Raw genomic sequence first — 21,164 nt, forward strand, 5'->3', positions numbered from 1 at the left:
GTATTTTTCCCCTACTTTTATTGTGACACGCCTTGATTGTTAAGCTTTATTGAAAAAACTATGACACAGTTAAAAAAATTAAAAGTGTGAAACCACAGAATATTTGGTTAGCCTTGGAAATTGGGAATTCCCGCCTACACTGGGGACTATTCACAGGTACAACCCTCAGTCACACTTGGGATACTGACCATGTTGCGGAGTCATTGACACAGCAACTATGTCAATGTCGAACACTTGATGATTTACCACCAGAAATTTTTCCATCCCATGTCAGGAATCAGCAAATAGTCCCAGATCAAACTCCCCATCCTCCTATATTCTTAGCCTCAGTCCTACCTCAGCAAACGGCAATTTGGCAAAATCACCCTCATGTCAGGGTGCTCACCTTAGAGCAAATTCCCCTCTTAAATATGTATCCTACCTTGGGAATTGACCGGGCTTTAGCGTTGTGGGGGGCGGGAAAGAGTTTGGGTTTTCCTATGCTAGTAATTGATGCTGGAACCGCACTAACTTTTACCGGTGCGGATACTAACCACTATTTGATAGGAGGCGCAATTTTACCGGGACTCGGTTTACAGTTTACTACTTTGAGGCAAAAAACCGGACAATTACCACAGGTACAAACAGAAATTACCTGCTTACCTCCACGTTTTGCCTTGAATACACCAGAGGCCATTCAAAGTGGAATTATTTACACTCTACTCGCTGGAATTAAAGATTTTTGCCTTTCTTGGTGGCAGTTATTTCCCGATGCTAAAATCCTGATTAAAGGAGGCGATCACGGGTTACTATTAAAATATCTCCAATTTCAATTTCCCGAAATTGCAGCGCGCTTAATTGTACAACCAAATTTAATTTTTTGGGGAATGCGAGAAGTAGTCAAATTCTGTTAGTTGAGATTTAGGTAATTACTATAGAAAGTTTGAATTACTGGAATTAGTCTCGATGAAATTTTCAATATAGCTCACTAAAATTTCGGGACAAGATGCAGGTAATTCATTCCCAGCTTGAGGGATTATTTTCAACTCTACTTGAGGCAGCAAGGTATTGTAAGTTTGACTTTTTACTACTGCATCTAGTAAATCTAAACCCCCTTGTAAAATTAAAACTGGAGCTTTGATCAGGTGCAATCTTTTATCTAGTAATTCTGCTTCGATTTCTGAATCTCGCCTCTCAAAAAAAATCTGACACGCAGCAGGACATTCAAACATCCTCTGAATTTGATGCCAACTAAAATATTTATTAACTTGTTTTTCCCACACCGGAAATTTATTGAACCGCCTAGAGAATTGGAATATCTTTAACAGGATAGTCCGACTTTTAAGCAATTTTCGCATTTTGTGATAGGATCTTTTCTTTCCTCCTACAGCTACACCTTCTGGTGCTAGCAATACTAAACCATAAACTTGATCCGGATACTTTAAAGCATAGCTAGCAGCAATCCAAGCACCAAGGGAATACCCTATCAAGTATACTTTTTCCAATCTCAAAGCTTGAATAAATTCGGCAATACACTCTACCTCCAAATCAACAGAGTAATTAACATTAGGGTTTTCTGACTCACCAAAACCTAATAAATCTGGTGCAAAGCAATGGAACTTATCAGAGAGTAACTCAACTATGGATATCCATTGACTACTATCGTTCCAAGCACTATGTAAGAAAATTATAGGAGTCCCTTCACCAGCTTCACGCCAGAACAAAAGCCCTTGAGTGAATTTTCTGCGGGAGTTGCGCAATAGTGTATACACTTTAAGTTAAGGTTAAATCTATAATCAACCATAGCTTTTATGCTAGTGTTGTCAAGCCGTTCAGATAATCTTGTAACTGGCGCGTGTGATCATGAGACATTTGTCCTAGAGGTAAGGAATCAGCTGCAAAGGCGTGGACTTCCAAAGCTTCCAAAGTATCTTGAATCTCCATTTTTCCTTGAACTTCTGCTTCAACCACAACACAAATGGAATGAATACGAGGATCGCGATCAGGTGCTGAGTAAACTCCCACTAAACGGCTAATGTTGACCAAATCCAGTCCAGTTTCTTCTCTCAATTCTCGTTTCACTGTCTGAGGAATATCCTCTCCCCAATCCACCATACCACCGGGTAACGCCCAGCAGCCATCATCGCGCCTTTTAATCAGCACAATTCTACCATCTGGTAATATGGGAATGATACTGGCACCAGTAATGGGATGACGAAACATCAGTCCTAGTACGGTTTGTACTACACGCCATAAATTGCTTGTGGACTGGGTAAATGTTGCAAAAAAAAGCAATAACATTCAATCTTATAGTTATTTATTTGGTTGAAATCGTGCAATAAGATTTTTTTGGAATAGTTTGTATAGTATATCAATATTCTTATGGATTGCCAAAATTAAACAATACGGTAATTATTGATACTGTTTAATCATAAATAACGTATAAACAAATGTCGAGTATATTCACCTGAGTTTAAGTATAGCGATAAAATATCAGCGATTTTAGAGAAGTCCTTCAGATGGCTTCCTCAAGGAGAAATTTTTCCGGTTCACCAATCAAATAACGACGTTAAATGATCGAACAAGTGCGTGAGTATTGTTAACAAACAAGTAGTCTGGGTGACGACCAAACCATAGGCTAAGTATCCTAAAAGCCTTGTGGATATTCAATTCCTGAGTATATTAGCTAAAAATAGATGTTCTTTTTGATGTATATTTTACTCCGTAAAAAAAATCCCCAGCTTCTGGCTCTGGGAAGTTGCCAATAAATAAATAAAATATGATAGACTAATATGCTGTTAAAAGTATATGATGAGTAATCTAGGCTAAAACTATATTAATGGCATAAGTAACTAATGTTCCTTATGTAATGCCTAGTTGGGCTTTTTTGTTGTTTATTAAATGAGGTGAACATGGCCAAGCGCCGCAACCCGAAAAAAGAAAAGGCGCTACGGAACCAGGCGTATGCCAGAAAGTTTCGTAAACGGACTACTACAGGAAGAATGCAGAGAAGGTTCCAACAAAGACCTCCTAAGAGTGAGGAAGAAGAGGGCGCAGCAGCAACTGACGCTGAGTCCTAAGTTTGTTTGTTGACACCCTTAACTATTTAAGTTTTTGAATTTTCAGGGAGTACATACCATATATCTACTCCCTGATTTATTAATTGGCCTTCGGTATTGGAAATAAGCCAGAGCAAAAAGATTTGCCCATTCCCTGCATTCTAAGATTGTTATTTACCAATTTCAGCGCGGGCTTTAGCAATGGCCTGATTCACTTGTATAAAACCTGTGCCACCGTAGCTATTGCGTGCTGCTACGACTTGACGGGGTGATATTGCTTCATAGATATCTGTAGCAAATGATGGATGCAGTTGTTGCCACTCTTCCAATGTGAGATCTTTTAAGAGTTTACCAGCAGCAATACTGGTTCTCACCACCTGACCAACAAGGTTGTACGCTTCCCGGAAAGGAACACCCTTAGCTGCTAGATAATCCGCCACATCTGTAGCATTAGAGAAGTCTTCGGCTACTGCTGCGGCTAAACGCTGAGGACAAAATTCTAAGCCAACTTGTAATAATATTGTCATGGATTCAAGAGCAGCTTTGATGGTGTTAACACTGTCAAATAAACCTTCTTTATCCTCTTGCAGGTCTTTATTATATGCCAGCGGTAGGCCTTTCATAATTACCAGCATTGCTTGGAGGTGACCAAATACCCTGCCGGTTTTTCCCCGCACTAATTCTGGTACATCGGGGTTTTTCTTTTGGGGCATAATGCTTGAACCAGTGGCACAGCTATCTTTGAGGGTGACAAAACCAAATTCTTGCGACGACCAGAGAATAATTTCCTCAGCAAGACGGCTGAGGTGAACCATGATTAAGCTGGCTGCACAGAGAAATTCAATCACAAAGTCGCGATCGCTCACCGCGTCCAAGCTATTATCATATATAGCGTCAAAATGCAATAGTTCAGCTGTGTAATGTCTGTCAATGGGAAAAGTTGTCCCCGCCAATGCACCACATCCTAAGGGGGAAACATTTACCCGGCGAGCTACATCTCCTAGGCGTTCCCAGTCACGTTGTGCCATGTGGAAATATGCCAGCAGGTGATGAGCTAAACTCACGGGTTGGGCGCGTTGAAGGTGCGTATAGCCAGGAATCAAGGTTTCAACGTGCTCTTGGGCTATATCCACTAATGCACCTTGAAATTCTCTTATTTGTCTGCGGATTCCTTGAATTTGGTCTCGCAGATAAAGTCTGGTATCAGTACCAACTTGATCATTACGCGATCGCGCGGTGTGTAGCTTCTTACCGACATCGCCGACAATTTCCGTTAGTCTTCGTTCTACGGCAAAATGCACATCCTCCGCATCAATCCCCGGAGTAAACTTTCCTTGGCGGTATTCTTGGCGAATTTGTTCTAAACCAGTTACCAGTTGCTCCCCCTCTAGGGGGGAAATAATACCTGTGTGAGCTAACATCTTGGCATGAGCTTGAGAACCAGTCAGGTCATATTCGATTAACTCGATATCGAAACCTATACTGGCATTAAAACGAGCGATGGCTGGATGTAATGCCGATTCAAATCGTTGACTCCAAGTTTGTTCTTTCTTCATAGATAATCTTTTATTTTGAATTGATTTTCTGAGCTGTTCGCAAAATTTGCCCCGCGAGAACAGCAGCACCAAAACCATTATCAATATTCACCACCCCTACACCAGCTGCACAGGAGTTGAGCATTGTCAATAGGGGTGCTAAACCGCCAAAACTTGCGCCATAGCCAATACTGGTAGGAACAGCAATCACTGGACAATCTGCTAAACCCGCCACAACACTCGGTAAAGCCCCTTCCATTCCCGCCACAACGATGAGAACTGATGAAGATTGAATCAAATGGCGATTACTTAGTAAACGGTGAATCCCCGCCACACCCACATCCCAAAGACGCTGTACACGTAAACCGCAAAGTTCTGCTGTAACAGCCGACTCTTCAGCCACCGGTAAGTCAGCAGTCCCAGCTGAAAGAATACTAATTAAACCGTCAATTTTTGGTTCAATGCTGGGGGGACTAATGGCGCAAATTCTCGCCAATTCGTAATACCGTAAATCCCGAATCTTGGGTTGCAGTGCAGTATAAACTCCTGGTTCAATTCGGGTAGCCATTACTACCTGATTACGGTGGCGCATCACCTGCATAATTTGTACAATCTGCTCTGGAGTCTTACCTGGTCCCCAAATGACTTCGGGGAACCCAGTTCTGATTTGGCGATGGTGGTCAATTTTGGCAAACTCACCCACAGATTCATAAGACAAATTCCTTAGGGAGTCTAAGGCTATATCTGGGGTTACTTGACCATTAGCAACCGCTTCTAAGAGCGATCGCAAACTTTCAGGTTGAGTCACGGTAATTTTCAATGAGGGAATGGGAAAATTAGGAGGTCATTTTGATTTCATAAATGTTCCAGAATGGGCCACCTAAAGCTGAATACTGAAGATTTTCAAATTTATTTCGCACTGCTGACAATGAGTAAGGATTAACCAAATAGATAAACGGTAAATATTCTTGGCTAATCCTCTGAGTCTGTGCATAAATTTCTTTACGTTTGGCTTCGTCTAATTCCCTGGCCGCTTGAATGTAAAGTTCACCAATTCTCGCCTCCCAAGGAGCTACTTCCCAACCTTCTATTGGCTTTTGTCCTGCTTGGGGTTTTTGATTAAACATATGTAATCCCCCTTCGGGTGACCAGACGTTGGCGCCATTATTGGGTTCTAACCCACCTGTCAACCCTAGTAAAGAAGCATCCCAATCTAGAGTATTAGCTAGCTTATTTGTGTAAGTATTCCATGCCAGGGGTGTGAAATCAACCTGCATCCCAATTTTGCCTAAATCTTGTCTAATTTGTGCCCCCATTGCTTCGCGGATTCTGTTTCCTGCATTGGTTAGTAAAGTGAAACGAACGCGATTATCTTGAGCATCTAATAGTTGACCTTGGGTATTATATTTAAATCCAGCCTGTTGGAGCAATTCTTTAGCTTTTTCAGGATTGTAATCGTAAGTTTTCAGTCCCTCTTCCGGAGATAGATAAAAGGGACTCTGGATGGTAATGGGTGAGTCTTGAGTTTGACCCAAGCCGCGAAAAGTATTATTAATCATCGTTTGGCGGTCAATAGCATAAGCTACTGCTTGCCGAAATTCAACTGTATTAAACCAACGAGACTTGATCGGGTCTACTAAAGGTTTACCATCTCTTCTACCTTTGTTGAGATTAAACACAACAAATGAGGTTCCAGTAGCTGGACCCCCGTTATAGATGGTGAAATTCCCCTGTTTTTCTTGCTTTTTGAGCAAAGAAAAGTAATCTGGTGTCACTCCCACAGCATCTAAACCACCAGAACGGAATTGCAGCATTGAAGTATCTGTGGATTCCACAATTGGCCATACTATCCGTTCAATATAAGGTTGAGATTTTCCTTGTGGATCTTGACGCCAATAATAGGGGTTGCGTCGGAAAATTACCCGCTGACTAGTATCATAACGCTCTAATTTGTAGGGACCATTGACGATGATTTCATCCACAGGAGTATCAACGCCCCACTTGGAGAGAAATGTAGGCTTACCTTCGGTGTCTTTTGTTGTAATGGATTCTTCTAGGACATGGGCGGGTAAAATTGGTATTCCTAAAGCCCCTAAAAAGGGCGCAAATGGTTCTGGAGTCGTGAATTTAACCCGACGGTCATCAATTTTTTCTACCTTAGGTAATGTCCGACTTTCACCTATTCTCAGAATATCCCTAGTATCTGTGGGAATTTCTTCATTGAGATAAATGTCGTTAAACGTGAAAACAACGTCATCTGCTGTTATTTCTTGCCCATCCGACCATTTTAAACCCTCTCGGAGGGTGAAAATAAACCCTAATTCATCATCAGTAACTGACCATGATTCTGCTAACACCGGTTCAATTTCCCCTGTGATGGGATTCTGGGTAGTTAATCCCTCGTAAGTTAAACCGAAAATATTAGGAAATTCCGAACTCAGCGCATAGTTAAAGGTTTTCGGATCACTGAGAATGCTGTTGACTAACTGCGCTACTTGTGCAGATTTAGTTTCAAATTTAGATGGGTTACAAGCTATGATTGTCATGGCTGTAAAACCAACTAGAGTTACGACTAACCAAAAACGTTTTATTTGGTTAGATATTTTATTAGTGAATATCATAACTTCTCGTTTAGTTTTATTAAATAAATTGACTAATCAGTTTTTAGCAGACAATAAAACTACCGCATAAGCACATATACCTTCTTCCCGCCCCACAGGCCCTAATTTTTCGTTAGTGGTAGCTTTGATGCCAATTTGATTGGGTGCTAATTCTAAAATGGCGGCTAACTTGGCTCGCATTTTTTCAATATAAGGTTTTAATTTCGGACGCTCTGCTACCACTACCGAGTCAATATTTCCAATTTGCCAACCTTGATTTTTAACCAATTGATGTACTTGAGTTAATAGTATTAAACTATCAGCCCCTGCCCATTGGGGATCGCTGGGGGGAAAATAATGACCAATATCCCCCAAGGATAATGCCCCCAACATAGCATCCATAATGGCGTGAGTCAGGACATCAGCGTCACTATGCCCTAATAAACCCAATTCGTGAGGAATAGGGATTCCGCCTAAAATTAGAGGGCGATCGCTGACTAATTTGTGGATATCGTAGCCGTTACCAATGCGAATATTCATGTTTATGATTGATTAGTTGGTGGTGATTATTGGTCATTGGAGAATGTCTTTTCCCCAGATTGCTGGTTCTGCTCTAGCCATTTTTGCAGCAAGTCAGGACGGCGCTCGGCTGTCCTTTTGATTTGTTGCTGATATCGCCATCGGGCTATTTCCTGATGATTTCCAGATAGTAGGACATCAGGAACTTTCAAACCACGAAAATCAGCCGGGCGAGTATACTGGGGATAATCTAGCAATCCCTCCTCAAAACTTTCTACCTTCAAGGACTCGACTTTGCCCACAGTACCTGGTAGAAGCCTGACTACACCATTGAGCAATGCCATAGCTGGAATTTCTCCCCCGGTCAGAATAAAATCTCCTAAAGATATCTCCCGAGTGACTAAATGGAGTACCCTCTCATCTACCCCTTCGTAATGGCCGCAGATGACTACTAGCTGGTCATAATTCCCAGCCAATTCTTTCAATAGGGGTTGATTGATGGTTTGACCCTGGGGACTCATAAAAATAATCTCTCTACGGGGTAGAGTTGGTAAAGACTCCACAGCAGCAAATATTGGTTCTGGCTTCATCAGCATCCCCACCCCGCCACCATAGGGTTCATCGTCAGCCTTATGGTGCTTATCGGTGGTAAAATCCCTGGGATTAAGCAGATTGACTTGAGCAATCCGTTTAGCTAAGGCTTTACCCAGCAGACCAGAACTTAAAACTGAGGTAAAACAGTCAGGAAAAAGTGTAACTATATCAAAGCGCACAGTAATTCGTATTGGAGAACACTAATCTTAAATTTGAATGTCTAGCAAACACAATCGCTCAATGTAGGATAGAACTACAGATAAGTTTAATCAAGAGGATTTTCTGAACGATCTCAGGAAATCTCGTGATTTTAGTAGGATGAAAAGTTTTTCTAATTACTTAATTTATGTTTAAATATTGTCACAACTACATTTAAATTAATAATCTGACCAAGTTAACAACTTCAGTGGCTGCATAGGCCCAGCCTCAAGAAAAGCGTGTTAAAACCTGATAGACCGCAATACCAGAGGGGAAACAGACATTTCTACAAACAGGGGAAACCCACTGAACAGAAGTGTCATCTGTGGTCTCCCAAGCATTATTTTGCCAGTCTGGAAAAAGTGTACAGGTGAACAACAAGGCACCGGCTTTGAGGAACAGTCAACAACACATGAATATTAAGGCTTATCCTGACGGAGAGGCTGGAATAAGATGTGGATCGTACCAAAAGTTAAATCGGCAAGTTACCCGAACCTAACTTTCGGAGAAGTTTCTCCCCTAAAAAGCAAAGTGTAATCACTTTCTTGGTGTTAGCCATCCCCCTGAGTGTCCATAGCCATACCTTGTTATATTCACCTGAAGTTGTTGACAGGAGAAACATAATGCCGCAATTAAAAGCTAAATCGCTGGAAATGAGGACACCCCAAGCAACTAAAACCGCCGTTCTGGTTATCGGAGGCGCAGAAGATAAAGTTCATGGACGCGATATCCTGAGAACTTTTTTTGGCCGTGCTGGTGCTAGTAAGGCCTATATTACAATTATTCCATCCGCTTCTCGGGAACCAGCTATCATCGGTGGTAGATATATTCGCCTATTTGAAGAAATGGGTGCAGACAAAGTCGAGATTTTAGACATCCGGGAGCGTGAACAGTGTGAAACAAGCCTGGTAAAAGAATCCCTGGAATCCTGTAGTGGTGTATTTCTCACAGGAGGCGACCAATTGCGTCTTTGTGGGGTACTATCGGATACCCCAGCTATGGAAATTATCCGCCAACGGGTACGATCAGGACAATTGACGCTGGCAGGTACTAGTGCTGGAGCCGCAGTTATGGGGCATCATATGATTGCTGGCGGTGGTAGCGGTGAAACTCCAAATCGTTCCTTGGTCGATATGGCAACGGGTTTGGGGTTTATCCCGGAAGTGATTGTTGACCAGCATTTTCACAATCGTAATCGCATGGGTCGATTGATTAGTGCGATCGCGGCTCATCCCGATCGTCTAGGGATTGGAATCGATGAGGATACTTGTGCTGTCTTTGAACGTGATGGTTGGCTGCAAGTTGTGGGTAAAGGAAGTGTCACTATTGTCGATCCCACAGAAGTAACCCATACTAATGAGCCTCACGTGGGCGCCAATGAACCCCTCACAGTGCATAATTTACGATTGCACATTCTGAGCTATGGCGATCGCTTTCACTTATATCAGCGCACTGTATTACCTGCTGTGTACCGCATTGACCGGTAAAAACAGGGGGAGGAAAAATTAAAATTCCCAAAAGACGAAACTCCCCCAATCACCAATAACCCTGTTTTGTTAGTAGCCCCGCTGATGTTGACACAAAAACTGTTCACCATAAACAGTTTAGCAGTCAATTTGAGTAAGAAACTAGAATTTTGGTTCCGAATCTCCATCTACCTATTCCCATGAGAATCCTCAAGATCCAGACCTTACGTGGCCCAAACTACTGGAGCATTCGACGCCACAAGCTAATCGTTATGCGCCTCGACTTAGAGAACCTTGCCGAGACGCCCTCGAATCAAATCCCTGGCTTTTATGAAGGATTAGTCGAGGCTCTGCCAAGTCTGGAAGGTCATTACTGCTCCCCCGGATGTCGTGGCGGTTTTTTGATGCGGGTTAAGGAAGGAACTATGATGGGCCACATAGTGGAACACGTAGCCTTAGAACTGCAGGAATTAGCCGGAATGCATGTCGGCTTTGGGCGCACCCGCGAAACTGCCACACCTGGAATTTTTCAGGTAGTGATCGAGTATCTGAATGAGGAAGCAGGACGGTACTCGGCTAGAGCGGCTGTACGGCTGTGCCAAAGTATCGTTGATAGAGGTCGTTATCCAAAAGCAGAACTCGAGCAAGATATTCTAGACCTACAAGATTTATGGCGTGAGTCTTCTTTAGGTCCTTCCACTGAAGCAATTATCAAAGAAGCTGAAAAAAGAGGTATTCCCTGGACACAGTTGAGTGCCCGGTTTTTGATTCAATTAGGTTACGGAGTGAATCAGAAGCGGATACAAGCAACGATGACTGGTAATACCGGAATTTTGGGAGTGGAATTAGCTTGCGATAAGGAAGCTACCAAGCGCATTCTGGCCGCCTCTGGAGCCCCAGTACCCAAAGGTACAGTAATCAACTTTTTTGATGATTTAGAAGAGGCTATTGAATATGTGGGTGGCTATCCTATTGTGATCAAACCATCAGATGGTAACCACGGGCGTGGAATTACCATTGATATCAGAGACTGGGATGAAGCCGAAGCCGCTTATGAATCAGCTAGACTGATTTCTCGCTCTATTATTGTTGAGCGCTATTACCCAGGGCGAGACCATCGAGTGCTGGTTGTAGATGGTAAAGTGGTAGCCGTAGCAGAAAGAGTTCCCGCTCATGTTGTCGGGGATGGTCGGTCTACTATTGCTCAACTGATCGAGGAAACTAATCAAGATCCTAATCGTGGTGAGGGACATGATAATATCCTCACAAAGATTGAATTAGACCGTAGCAGCTACCAATTATTAGAAAGGCAGGGCTTAACCCTTAAGAGCGTACCACCTAAAGGAACAATTTGTTATTTAAGGGCAACAGCTAATTTAAGCACCGGGGGAAGTGCTATCGACCGCACAGATGAAATCCACCCGGAAAATGTCTGGTTGGCTCAAAGGGTGGTAAAAATTATCGGATTGGATGTAGCCGGATTGGATATTGTCACTACAGATATTAGCCGTCCCTTGCGTGAGGTAGATGGGGTAATTGTAGAGGTCAATGCTGCCCCAGGATTCCGGATGCATGTAGCCCCGAGTCAAGGAATACCCCGGAACGTTGCAGGAGCAGTGATAGATATGCTGTTTCCCCATGAACAATCGAGTCGGATTCCGATTTTAAGCATCACAGGGACTAATGGTAAAACTACCACTACTCGACTGTTGGCGCATATTTATAAGCAGACGGGTAAAGTAATAGGATATACAACTACAGATGGAACTTATATCGGTGAATACTTAGTAGAGTCAGGAGATAATACTGGCCCCCAAAGCGCCCATGTGATTTTGGAAGATCCCACTGTGGAGGTGGCAGTGCTGGAAACTGCTCGCGGTGGAATCCTCCGCTCTGGTGTAGGTTTTGATATGGCTAATGTCGGTGTAGTATTGAATGTAGCCGCTGATCATTTGGGTATAGGTGACATAGATACCATTGAGCAGTTGGCTAATTTAAAGAGTGTAGTAGCAGAAGCCGTATTTCCTGACGGTTATGCGGTGCTCAATGCCGATGACCATCGGGTAGCAGCTATGGCCCAGAAAACTAAAGCTAATGTTGCGTATTTTACTATGAATCCTGATGCTGAGTTGGTGCGTCAGCATGTACAACAGGGCGGTGTCGCGGCAGTTTATGAAAATGGCTATCTGTCTATTGTTAAGGGCGATTGGACACACCGCATAGAAAGAGCCGAAAATATTCCCTTGACCATGGGCGGACGAGCCGGTTTTATGATTGCTAATGCTTTGGCGGCTAGTTTGGCGGCTTTTGTCCAGGATGTGACCATAGAACAGATTCGCGCCGGGTTGAAGACTTTCCGGGCTTCGGTGAGTCAAACCCCGGGAAGAATGAATTTATTTAATTTGGGCAAGTATCATGCTTTGGTAGACTACGCTCACAATCCCGCCAGTTATGAGGCTTTAGGTTCTTTTGTGCGAAATTGGACTACGGGAGAACGCATTGGCGTTGTCGGTGGTCCGGGCGATCGCCGGGATGAAGATTTTGTCACCTTGGGAAAATTGTCGGCAGAGATTTTTGACTATATTATTGTCAAAGAAGATGATGACACTAGGGGGCGATCGCGTGGGTCAGCTGCGGAACTGATTACCAACGGTATCACCCAAGTTAATCCAAATTGTCGTTATGAGTCAGTTTTGGATGAAACGACAGCAATTAATCAAGCTTTAGATATGGCTCCCGATAACAGTCTAGTGGTAATTTTGCCAGAAAGTGTGAATCGAGCCATCAAGTTAATCAAGCTGCGGGGTTTAGTAACAGAGGAGGTACAGCCACAAAGCACCTCCACGACAATCGTAGATACTCAAAACGGGATGACATCTTCTGTGATCAAGACTTTACCTTAGTTGGGGTTGTAGAGACGAATCTATGGCGTCTCTACTTCTAAACATTGCTGTTATCCTATGGCTACCCCACCTTAGTCATTACCCTGGGTGTCATCATCCTGAGATTTCAATTCTTCCTTGAAACCCCGTAAGGTTTTACCCAATGCATTTCCCAATTCAGGAATTTTTTTAGGGCCAAAAATTACGATAGCTACAATGGCAATTATCACTACTTCCGGCCATCCTAGTCCAAACATTATGGTTATCCTTTGTTAAAGTATAATTAAAGACATAATTTTATATTATAAAATCCTCTCATACCAAGTTTATCTCAATAGATAAGCAATATTTGGGTTTCTTTGAGAGTATCTCCCATGTGAGACCAAAGCAGTAAAAATTTTAGAATCTTTTCCCAGTTGTACTTTGAATTTGACACTCACCACGTCTCAAGAGGTGAGATTGTCAGAAAGTTTACAAATCAACGTTTAACTGTGCTGGCAAAGCAAGACACCCTAGATGCTCAAAACAAGTATTTTTCAACTTGCCATTGGGCTGACTTTTAAATTGTTTTTGGTTTGGTGAGTCTATGCTTTCTCAATGGGGATATTTAACCAATCACTTAATTCATGAGCTAGCCATTCCAGTTCCGCTTCAGATTGAATAGCACCATCATTAACACTCAAAGCGTATTTTCTCACTCCCACCCAAATTTCTAACTTTGCGGGTTTGAGACTATCACCCTCAGAACCTTTGACAACGTATTGAGGAATATAAGCAATCTTAGTAATATTTTCCCGAGGCGCTGGGGGGAAACCATACCATTTAAAGCCGAATAATTCATAAGTAAAGGTCATTTGCTGGTGATCGAAACGCATACGGGTGCGTCTAAATAGAGACAGAAACAACGAATACAACATGGAACCACCAGCAGCCCAAAAAGGTAATGAGAATAAGGCAAAGGGAAGATTGATGGGAAAGGGAGCTGATAGCGCCCCAATTGTCCAAAACAGGATAAAAGAATTCCAAGCGATCGCAAACAACCCAGTGAATAACATCGAAAACTTCCAACCAGCCGATGGGATGAGAATTTCTAGATGATCCCAATTCTGGGAAAGTTGAATTTTACTCCCCACAGGTTTAACCATATTTAAAGGATTTAAAGGGAGGGGGCTTTTCAACTGCGACTCATTCAAAGCTTTCAAAGCTTCTAAAGCAGAACTTGGTCGCCGTTCTAGCGTTGGTTCAGTCATCCACCTTAACCAGCGAGTCAAGCCTGGACTCAGGTGAGTTACTTGCTCAAACTGAATGCGAAAATCTTTGTGAGGTAAATCTGCTGGATGAGTTCCCGTAACCAAATAAATTAGTGTTGCGCCTAAACTATAAAGGTCAGAAGCTGGAACAGTACGCTCCCCAAATTGCTCTGGAGGCATATAGCCATATGTTCCGACCACAGTTCTAGTCCCGCCTTCTGTACCAAGTACAGTTTGCACAGAACCAAAATCTACTAGGTAAACTTGACCGACATTATGAGCAGAACGCTCACCCAATAAAATATTGCTAGGCTTAATATCACGGTGAATCACAGGTGGATGCAGCCCATGTAGGTAGATGAGAATTTCTAAAAGCTCTGTGGCTACCTGTTTGATTTCAGATTCTGTAAAAGTCCGTCCAACTTTGATGTATTGTTCTAAAGTTTGACCCGAAATATAGCTTTGTACTAGAGCAAATCCTTTAAGATTGGGTAAATTTACTTCAAAATAGTCTAGATAACTGGGGATAGCGGGATGGGATAAAGACTTTAAAATTTTGGCTTCTCGCTCAAATAGCTTGAGATCATCCCATTCAAAGTCACTGCTCAAAGAAAGTAACTTGACGATTACTAACTCCCTGGTGATTTGATCCCTGGCTAAAAACGTCCGTCGCCCTGATTTCTTTCCTAATAGCTGCTGGACTTCGTAGCGATCGCCTAAGATTTCGCTGACCATTATGATTGCTAATAACGCTAAGTTTTCAAGCTTTTTCAGCTTATGGCTTGTCAAATTGGGCAAGCTGATACCTTTAGTATAATTGTGTCTTTCTATGCCTTCCCAACTTTGGCCTTATACTACTCCTGGTATTCCCGATGAATTATTTGAGCATTTACCGGGTATTCCCTTCAGTCAGCGAGAACTGCGACTATTATTAATTTCCCAACTGCGGCTCAAATCTGATTCAGTATTATGGGATATTGGCGCGGGAACCGGGACAATCCCCGTAGAAGCTGGACTACTATGTCCTAACGGACACATTATAGCAGTAGAACGGGATGAAGATGTAGCCAACTTAATTCAGCGCAACTGCCATCGCTTTGAAGTCAAAAATGTGGAAATAATTCAAGGTAGCGCCCCAGACTGTTTACAGGAGATCAAGTTAGTCCCTGATCGGGTTTGCATTGAGGGTGGAAAACCCATAGAGGATATTTTGCCAGCCGTATGGCATTATTTGCCCCCATCAGGTAGGGTTGTGGCCACAGCTGCTAATCTAGAAGGACTATATGCTATTTCCCAAAGCTTCTCCCTGTTGCTAGCTCGAAATGTTGAAGTTGTCCAGTCTGCTGTCAACCGCTTGGAGACGCGGGGATTTTCTCAAACCTTTGTGGCTGTTGATCCTATTTTTATCCTGAGTGGTGAGAAACTAGACTAGTTTAGGGGGAAGAAAACTGAGGTATCAAGGACAAATGACACCTCATACCTCGGACTTCATCCTTTATACTTCATACTGATTTCTATGCCTTGGTCTCGGATTATTAGTGGAATTGTCGCGATCGCCCTTGCTCTGGTGGCTACCCTTCTGGGTGGCTGGTACTTTACTATCGCCATTGCGGTGGTGGTTCTTTTAGGTCAAGAAGAATATTTTAATTTGGTACGAGCTAGAGGTATTTTACCTGCTGCTAAAACTACCATGTTTGTCAGCCTAGCTTTACTAGTGATTTGTAACTTTAATGAAAGTTTGGCTGATGCTGTGATGCCAATAGCAGGAACATTAATTTGTTTTTATTTACTGTTTCAACCAAAAATGGCTACAATCGCCGATATTTCTGCCTCGATTATGGGACTATTTTATGTTGGCTACTTATCAAGTTACTGGGTAAGATTGCGCAATATTGATAGTTTAGCCTACGGCAATATCCCCTATGGCTACGCCACGCAAGCTATCGGTGGTTACTGGTCTAACATTGGTAAGTTCCAGGAAGAAAGTTTGGCATCCTTATCACCAGGCTTAACTTTAACAGTGTTGACTTTCTTTTGTATTTGGGCTGCTGATATTGGTGCTTACATTATTGGCAAATTCTTTGGTAAAACCCGTTTATCTGATATCAGTCCTAAAAAAACCGTTGAAGGTGCGGTCTTTGGGATCATAGCCAGCATCTTTGTAGCTTTAGCAGGAGCCTATTATCTGCAATTGCCAAAATTCCTCTTCACTGGTGTAGCATTAGGTTTACTGATTGGTATTGCTAGTCTGTTAGGTGACCTGACCGAGTCTATGCTCAAGCGTGATGCTGGGGTCAAGGACTCAGGGCAGTTGATCCCAGGTCATGGTGGTATCTTGGACCGCACTGATAGTTATATTTTTACCGCCCCATTGGTTTACTATTTCGTGACACTTTTATTACCATTGATCGCAAATCTCTGAGGTATGGGGAATAAGGGTCATAACCTAAACAACTGATCCCGATCCCGGGTTCATAAAACCTCCCAGGATGTCTGGAAATTCTAGGTCTTTAGACTGGTAGGAAATACGACTCATGGGAATTAATTCCCAGTTTTTTATGTACTCTCTCCTCAAGGATGAACGTTGATTCTTCCTTGGCAAACCAGCTGACCGGGGAGCAGGCTGATTTCTTGAATATCGACATCTGAGCCAAGATCCAAATTGTAACTATGTTCATCCCTGAACAGAGGTACTTTATTTTGCATCACTTGGATATTTTCTAGTTTCAACTGATGACCGCCAATGAGGGATAAATTAAAATCAATTTCTAGAGGAGTGGCTTGACTGCCATGTGATATAATACCTTTGAGCATAATTCGATTATTACCAAGCATTATTCTTTGCCAGGAAATTAGCTTCGATGTCGAAGCAATTTCTGGTAATATTTTCAACAATACATCATTTAAACCAGTAGAAAATAATTCGGATGAGAGGGAATTATTCAGGTCATTCTCTTCTACATTCAACTGAAAGGAAACTGGTACTATTTTTACTAGTCGTAGTGGTTGTCCCTTGAGGATTGAGGCAATATTTACCTGAATATTTTCTGCTATGAGTTGAATTCGTGTGAGATGAATACCTTGATAAACTGCATTGCTGGCAAAAATAGATACCCAGGGAATACAAGCAGAGAGAACTTGGCGATCGCTCGCTTTAATTTCTACATCTAACTGCGATACTTGGCTGACTTGTGATTTTAACCACAGTTTGACGGCTGTTGTCAGTGTATGGGTGATGATTCGGATTTTATGTGGATTTCTGGTGAGGGAATTTTTCTCGGACATTGAAACACTACATTGATGGGTACTCGCTCAATAACTAACAAAACACGAAATCAGCATTAAATGTAACATTTATGTCTATTCAGCAGAAAATTTAAATAATAAAATTATTGAAATTCAGCAATATTATACACGGTTATTTCATTATGGAGGCGCGGGTACAAAAGATTCTAGCTCAGTGGGGGATTGCATCACGTCGTCAAGCTGAAGAAATGATTCAGCGATCGCGAGTGCAGATCAATGGTGTAACAGCACATTTAGGTCAAAAACTTGATCCAGAAAAAGATCAAATCACTGTAGATGGTCAGCCAGTATCTGCCCAAAAGCGACGCTCATTGATATATTTATTACTAAATAAACCCCCAGGAGTAGTTTCTACTTGTGACGACCCCCAGGGAAGAAAAACAGTTTTGGATTTACTCCCTCCGGAATTACGCCGGGGATCAGGTCTGCACCCAGTGGGTCGTTTAGATGCACAATCAACGGGAGCATTAATCCTGACAAATGATGGAAATCTAACATTTGGACTCACCCATCCACGTCACAGTATTCCTAAAACTTATCAGGTAATAGTCAAGGGACACCCTCCACAAGCGGTGCTAGAAATGTGGCGTCAAGGGGTAGTTTTAGAGGGAAGAAAAACACGTCCTGCTGGAGTAAATGTTATAGGAACTATTGCCAAAAACAGCCATTTAGAAATAGTTTTAAAGGAGGGGAGAAAACGACAGATTCGCCGTGTAGCTAAACAGCTAGGATATCCAGTAATTAAGCTACATCGTACTGCCATAGGTCCTATTCAATTAAAAATGCCAAACTTGCCCTTATTACATGAGGGTAAATATCGTTCGCTTAATGATGCTGAAGTTCGCTTCTTGCAAGAGCAAATCCAGCATCTATCAGTTAAAGATTGAGATGATATCAGGAATGGAACCGTAGCATGAAGTGGCTAAAAAGTAAAGATAAACCGGAAATTAGAGTTTCATTAAAACAACAACAATCGGAAAAATTGGCAGAATTGGGAGCACACCTGTTGGCTTACCGTCAAGAACGGAGTTTATCACTAGAAGACATAGTAATTTTAACTAAAATTCCCTGTAAACTCTTAGAGGCTATTGAACAAGGTAAATTAGATCAACTGCCAGAACCAGTTTATATTAGAGCCTTAATTAGGCAATTTGCCGAAGCATTAGGCTTAAATGGAGTGGAATTTGCTAAGAGTTTTCCCCTCGGTTCTCCAACCGTAAACTTACCAAATACTCCCAAAGTTTACTTCAATACTCTACTACGTCCTGTTCACCTTTACTTACTTTACATATTTGTAATTGTATGCTCTGTAACTAGTTTATCTCAGTTACTCAATAATACTACTCTGAGCAACAGCAGTCAAAAACCAACAGGAGAAACTGTTTTTCAAACACACCAAACCCAGGGAAATTCTCAAGGAGAAAACCATTTACAAAGTGTGAGCGATAGTTTTAATCGCAACAACAATAATAAATCACTACATATTGGTGTGACATTGAAAGCATCATCATGGATCAGGATCATCGCTGATGGGAAAACTGAGTTTGAAGGCGTTCTCCCAAAAGGAACCCACCGAACTTGGAAAGCCCAGGAACAGCTAACCCTGAAAACTAATAATGCAGGTAGCGTGTTAATCAGTGTTAATGAGGAAGAAGCTAAACAAATGGGAGAACCAGGTAAAGAGAGAGAAATCAAGATTGCTAATAGACCAAAGTCCTGAGAAAGAAACAGCTGTTTATACCTTACTTCTCCTGGGGTGCGCGTCCATAAAGTTGAGTCAGATTTTTCAGACGCTCTTTTAGTTCTCTGGTTAACAATGAGGACTGGTAACGCCAACCCCAGTTACCCTCAGCAGTACTGGGAAAGTTCATGCGCGCCTCACTTCCTAAACCTAAAATATCCTGCAAAGGAATAATTGCTTGATTAGCAATGGAACTCAAAGCTAGTCTAATTACATCCCAGTGGATCCCTTCGGGACTACTACAACCTAAATAAAGTAGTAAATTGCGCTTCTCCCAATCGTTAGCTTGATTAAACCAACCTACAGTTGTGTCATTATCGTGAGTACCCGTATAAACTATAGCATTGCGTGTATAGTTAAAAGGTAAAAAGGGATTACCGGGATCAGAACCAAAAGCAAACTGCAAAACTTTCATCCCAGGAAATTCGTACTTGTCCCGTAATGCTTCTACCTCTGGGGTAATTACCCCCAAGTCTTCCGCTAACACTGGTAGTATACCCAGTTCCGTTTTAATCGCATCAAATAACTCTTCTCCTGGAGCTTTCAACCACTCCCCATTCATGGCTGTATCTTCTCCTTTTTCCACAGCCCAGTAAGCTTCAAAGCCTCGGAAATGGTCAATGCGAATTACATCTATATAATCGAGCATCGCTTCAAAGCGACCCACCCACCATTTAAAATTTTGCTTTTGTAATTCTTCCCAATTATAAACAGGATTACCCCATAATTGACCAGTTTCACTAAAGTAATCCGGTGGAACTCCCGCCATTAAAGCCGGTTCTCTGGTTTCTTCATCAAGACAAAATATCTCGGGGTGAGCCCAGACATCAGCACTATCTTGGGCTACATAAATGGGAATATCACCGATAATGTAAATCCCGCTCATGTTGGCATAAGATTTGAGTTCAGACCACTGGCGGAAAAATTCAAATTGGACAAACTTATAATAGAGGATTTGCGAGCTTAATTTTTCTTTGGCTTGGTGTATTGCTGCGGGTTCACGCTTGACAAGTTCCGCCTCCCAAGTATGCCAACTGGTATTATTATGAGTGTCTTTGAGCGCCATAAATAAGGCGTAATCATCTAACCAATAGGCTTTGCTGTCGCCAAAACCAGCAAATTCCTTTTGTTGTAAAGGTGTAGCCTTAACCTGAAAATTCGCAAAAGCTTTTTGCAGCAAAGCAGTCTTGAGAGACTTGACTCCCTCGTAGTCTACCTGAGAGTCATTAAATACTGGTAAATTAGCAAAGTCCTCTTCAGTTAGTAAACCTTGCTCTTGTAGCTGCTCTGGACTGATCAGCAGGGGGTTTCCCGCCATGGCTGAATATGCAGCATAAGGAGAATTACCGTATCCCGTTGGTCCTAAAGGTAAAACTTGCCAATATTGCTGGTAACTCTCTCTGAGAAAATCAATAAATTTATAGGCTTCTAAGCCTAAATCTCCAATACCAAACCTGCTCGGGAAGGATGTAGGATGCAATAAAATACCACTGGATCTTGGAAAAGGCATATTTAATTGGAAATATAGCAAGAAGTTATTCCATCAAATTTATCATGACTTATAAGAACCCTGCACCGACGGTTGACATCATTATTGAATTGCTAGATCGTCCACATAGACCAATAGTATTAATTGAGCGCCATAATTCACCGTTTGGTTGGGCTATTCCCGGTGGTTTTGTTGATTATGGTGAACCTGTAGAGGTGGCGGCGCGACGGGAAGCTGAGGAAGAAACGGGTTTGAAAGTCGAGTTAATTACACAATTTTTGGTATATTCTGACCCTAGTCGCGATCGCCGTCAGCATACCATCAGCATTGTGTTTTTAGCAACGGCCACGGGGGAACCAATGGCAGGTGATGATGCCAAAAATATAGGCATTTTTGAGTCTTGGTGTGTACCGAGTAATTTATGTTTTGACCATGATCGCATTCTCCGGGATTATTGGCATTATCGCCATTATGGGCTACGTCCCAACTTGGGTTTTGACTAATTAACCACAGATTTACATAGATTGAAAGGAATAAATTATTACT

At 42.2% G+C, this 21,164-nt stretch carries 19 protein-coding genes; 8 read left to right on the top strand and 11 right to left on the bottom strand.

Annotation, left to right across the window (positions count from 1 at the left end; translation table 11 throughout):
* The first annotated feature begins 86 nt into the window (after positions 1–86).
* Positions 87–893, top strand: a complete 807-nt coding sequence (locus IM676_RS08105; protein WP_225880474.1) for a pantothenate kinase — start codon at positions 87–89, stop codon at positions 891–893.
* Positions 894–911: 18 nt separating this feature from the next.
* Here IM676_RS08105 and IM676_RS08110 read toward each other — a convergent pair whose 3' ends face one another.
* The 7 genes from IM676_RS08110 to trmD all read right to left on the bottom strand — a co-directional run bounded on the left by IM676_RS08110 (position 912) and on the right by trmD (position 8,465).
* Positions 912–1,751, bottom strand: coding sequence for an alpha/beta fold hydrolase (locus tag IM676_RS08110; RefSeq protein ID WP_200989715.1), 840 nt, complete (start codon positions 1,749–1,751; stop codon positions 912–914).
* Between the two features lie 37 nt (positions 1,752–1,788).
* Positions 1,789–2,280: an NUDIX hydrolase gene (locus tag IM676_RS08115; RefSeq protein WP_200989716.1), complete on the bottom strand. Its 492-nt coding sequence runs from the start codon at positions 2,278–2,280 to the stop codon at positions 1,789–1,791.
* A 928-nt stretch (positions 2,281–3,208) separates the two neighbouring features.
* Positions 3,209–4,594 (bottom strand): argininosuccinate lyase, encoded by a 1,386-nt coding sequence (argH, locus tag IM676_RS08120; protein ID WP_200989717.1) that lies wholly within the window; start codon positions 4,592–4,594, stop codon positions 3,209–3,211.
* Between the two features lie 10 nt (positions 4,595–4,604).
* A complete protein-coding gene (gene larB / locus IM676_RS08125; RefSeq protein ID WP_200989718.1) occupies positions 4,605–5,381 on the bottom strand; it encodes a nickel pincer cofactor biosynthesis protein LarB in 777 nt (258 codons plus the stop codon).
* 28 nt (positions 5,382–5,409) lie between these two features.
* Positions 5,410–7,194, bottom strand: coding sequence for an ABC transporter substrate-binding protein (locus tag IM676_RS08130; protein ID WP_200989719.1), 1,785 nt, complete (start codon positions 7,192–7,194; stop codon positions 5,410–5,412).
* A gap of 36 nt (positions 7,195–7,230) precedes the next feature.
* On the bottom strand, positions 7,231–7,713 hold the full coding sequence (gene ispF, locus IM676_RS08135; protein WP_200989720.1) for a 2-C-methyl-D-erythritol 2,4-cyclodiphosphate synthase: 483 nt from the start codon (positions 7,711–7,713) through the stop codon (positions 7,231–7,233).
* Between the two features lie 26 nt (positions 7,714–7,739).
* Complete coding sequence (gene trmD / locus IM676_RS08140; protein ID WP_200989721.1) at positions 7,740–8,465, bottom strand: tRNA (guanosine(37)-N1)-methyltransferase TrmD; 726 nt, start codon at positions 8,463–8,465, stop codon at positions 7,740–7,742.
* A gap of 642 nt (positions 8,466–9,107) precedes the next feature.
* Here trmD and IM676_RS08145 point away from each other — a divergent pair.
* Positions 9,108–9,971: a cyanophycinase gene (locus IM676_RS08145; protein ID WP_200989722.1), complete on the top strand. Its 864-nt coding sequence runs from the start codon at positions 9,108–9,110 to the stop codon at positions 9,969–9,971.
* A 179-nt stretch (positions 9,972–10,150) separates the two neighbouring features.
* Entirely contained in the window at positions 10,151–12,853 is a 2,703-nt protein-coding gene (gene cphA, locus IM676_RS08150; protein ID WP_200990129.1) for a cyanophycin synthetase, read from the top strand.
* 71 nt (positions 12,854–12,924) lie between these two features.
* Here the strand turns inward: cphA and tatA are convergent, their stop codons facing one another.
* Together tatA and IM676_RS08160 are read right to left on the bottom strand one after the other, a co-directional pair.
* Entirely contained in the window at positions 12,925–13,089 is a 165-nt protein-coding gene (gene tatA / locus IM676_RS08155) for a twin-arginine translocase TatA/TatE family subunit (protein ID WP_200989723.1), read from the bottom strand.
* A gap of 327 nt (positions 13,090–13,416) precedes the next feature.
* Complete coding sequence (locus IM676_RS08160) at positions 13,417–14,817, bottom strand: serine/threonine protein kinase (RefSeq protein ID WP_200989724.1); 1,401 nt, start codon at positions 14,815–14,817, stop codon at positions 13,417–13,419.
* Between the two features lie 94 nt (positions 14,818–14,911).
* On the opposite strand from IM676_RS08160, the gene cbiT reads away from it, so the two are divergent.
* Positions 14,912–15,514 (top strand): precorrin-6Y C5,15-methyltransferase subunit CbiT, encoded by a 603-nt coding sequence (gene cbiT / locus IM676_RS08165; protein WP_200989725.1) that lies wholly within the window; start codon positions 14,912–14,914, stop codon positions 15,512–15,514.
* Positions 15,515–15,598: 84 nt separating this feature from the next.
* Positions 15,599–16,504, top strand: coding sequence for a phosphatidate cytidylyltransferase (locus IM676_RS08170; RefSeq protein ID WP_200989726.1), 906 nt, complete (start codon positions 15,599–15,601; stop codon positions 16,502–16,504).
* Positions 16,505–16,653: 149 nt separating this feature from the next.
* On the opposite strand, the gene IM676_RS08175 is transcribed toward IM676_RS08170, so the two are convergent.
* Positions 16,654–17,367, bottom strand: a complete 714-nt coding sequence (locus IM676_RS08175; RefSeq protein ID WP_200989727.1) for an LmeA family phospholipid-binding protein — start codon at positions 17,365–17,367, stop codon at positions 16,654–16,656.
* 143 nt (positions 17,368–17,510) lie between these two features.
* On the opposite strand from IM676_RS08175, the gene IM676_RS08180 reads away from it, so the two are divergent.
* Together IM676_RS08180 and IM676_RS08185 are read left to right on the top strand one after the other, a co-directional pair.
* Positions 17,511–18,275: a pseudouridine synthase gene (locus IM676_RS08180; RefSeq protein ID WP_200990130.1), complete on the top strand. Its 765-nt coding sequence runs from the start codon at positions 17,511–17,513 to the stop codon at positions 18,273–18,275.
* A 26-nt stretch (positions 18,276–18,301) separates the two neighbouring features.
* Positions 18,302–19,108 carry a helix-turn-helix domain-containing protein gene (locus tag IM676_RS08185; RefSeq protein ID WP_200989728.1) on the top strand — a complete coding sequence of 269 codons (807 nt, stop codon included), beginning with the start codon at positions 18,302–18,304 and terminating at the stop codon, positions 19,106–19,108.
* Positions 19,109–19,130: 22 nt separating this feature from the next.
* Here the strand turns inward: IM676_RS08185 and malQ are convergent, their stop codons facing one another.
* The gene (gene malQ / locus IM676_RS08190) at positions 19,131–20,639 is read right to left on the bottom strand and encodes a 4-alpha-glucanotransferase (protein ID WP_200989729.1); all 1,509 of its coding nucleotides are present in this window, start codon (positions 20,637–20,639) and stop codon (positions 19,131–19,133) included.
* A gap of 44 nt (positions 20,640–20,683) precedes the next feature.
* Between malQ and IM676_RS08195 the strand changes: the two genes are divergently transcribed.
* Positions 20,684–21,121 (top strand): NUDIX domain-containing protein, encoded by a 438-nt coding sequence (locus IM676_RS08195; protein WP_200989730.1) that lies wholly within the window; start codon positions 20,684–20,686, stop codon positions 21,119–21,121.
* Positions 21,122–21,164 lie beyond the last annotated feature (43 nt).

It is taken from the genome of Anabaenopsis elenkinii CCIBt3563 (assembly GCF_015245355.1).
Classification (GTDB): domain Bacteria; phylum Cyanobacteriota; class Cyanobacteriia; order Cyanobacteriales; family Nostocaceae; genus Anabaenopsis; species Anabaenopsis elenkinii.

Excerpts from the sequence above, each read along its gene's own strand:
- IM676_RS08170 (WP_200989726.1), top strand. The coding sequence starts at position 15,599 with ATGCCTTGGTCTCGGATTATTAGTGGAATTGTCGCGATCGCCCTTGCT.
- tatA (WP_200989723.1), bottom strand. The coding sequence starts at position 13,089 with ATGTTTGGACTAGGATGGCCGGAAGTAGTGATAATTGCCATTGTAGCT.
- IM676_RS08145 (WP_200989722.1), top strand. The coding sequence starts at position 9,108 with ATGCCGCAATTAAAAGCTAAATCGCTGGAAATGAGGACACCCCAAGCA.
- cbiT (WP_200989725.1), top strand. The coding sequence starts at position 14,912 with ATGCCTTCCCAACTTTGGCCTTATACTACTCCTGGTATTCCCGATGAA.
- IM676_RS08115 (WP_200989716.1), bottom strand. The coding sequence starts at position 2,280 with ATGTTATTGCTTTTTTTTGCAACATTTACCCAGTCCACAAGCAATTTA.
- IM676_RS08175 (WP_200989727.1), bottom strand. The coding sequence starts at position 17,367 with ATGTCCGAGAAAAATTCCCTCACCAGAAATCCACATAAAATCCGAATC.
- IM676_RS08185 (WP_200989728.1), top strand. The coding sequence starts at position 18,302 with ATGAAGTGGCTAAAAAGTAAAGATAAACCGGAAATTAGAGTTTCATTA.
- argH (WP_200989717.1), bottom strand. The coding sequence starts at position 4,594 with ATGAAGAAAGAACAAACTTGGAGTCAACGATTTGAATCGGCATTACAT.
- IM676_RS08130 (WP_200989719.1), bottom strand. The coding sequence starts at position 7,194 with ATGATATTCACTAATAAAATATCTAACCAAATAAAACGTTTTTGGTTA.
- IM676_RS08195 (WP_200989730.1), top strand. The coding sequence starts at position 20,684 with ATGACTTATAAGAACCCTGCACCGACGGTTGACATCATTATTGAATTG.
- ispF (WP_200989720.1), bottom strand. The coding sequence starts at position 7,713 with ATGAATATTCGCATTGGTAACGGCTACGATATCCACAAATTAGTCAGC.
- IM676_RS08180 (WP_200990130.1), top strand. The coding sequence starts at position 17,511 with ATGGAGGCGCGGGTACAAAAGATTCTAGCTCAGTGGGGGATTGCATCA.
- malQ (WP_200989729.1), bottom strand. The coding sequence starts at position 20,639 with ATGCCTTTTCCAAGATCCAGTGGTATTTTATTGCATCCTACATCCTTC.
- cphA (WP_200990129.1), top strand. The coding sequence starts at position 10,151 with ATGAGAATCCTCAAGATCCAGACCTTACGTGGCCCAAACTACTGGAGC.
- IM676_RS08160 (WP_200989724.1), bottom strand. The coding sequence starts at position 14,817 with ATGGTCAGCGAAATCTTAGGCGATCGCTACGAAGTCCAGCAGCTATTA.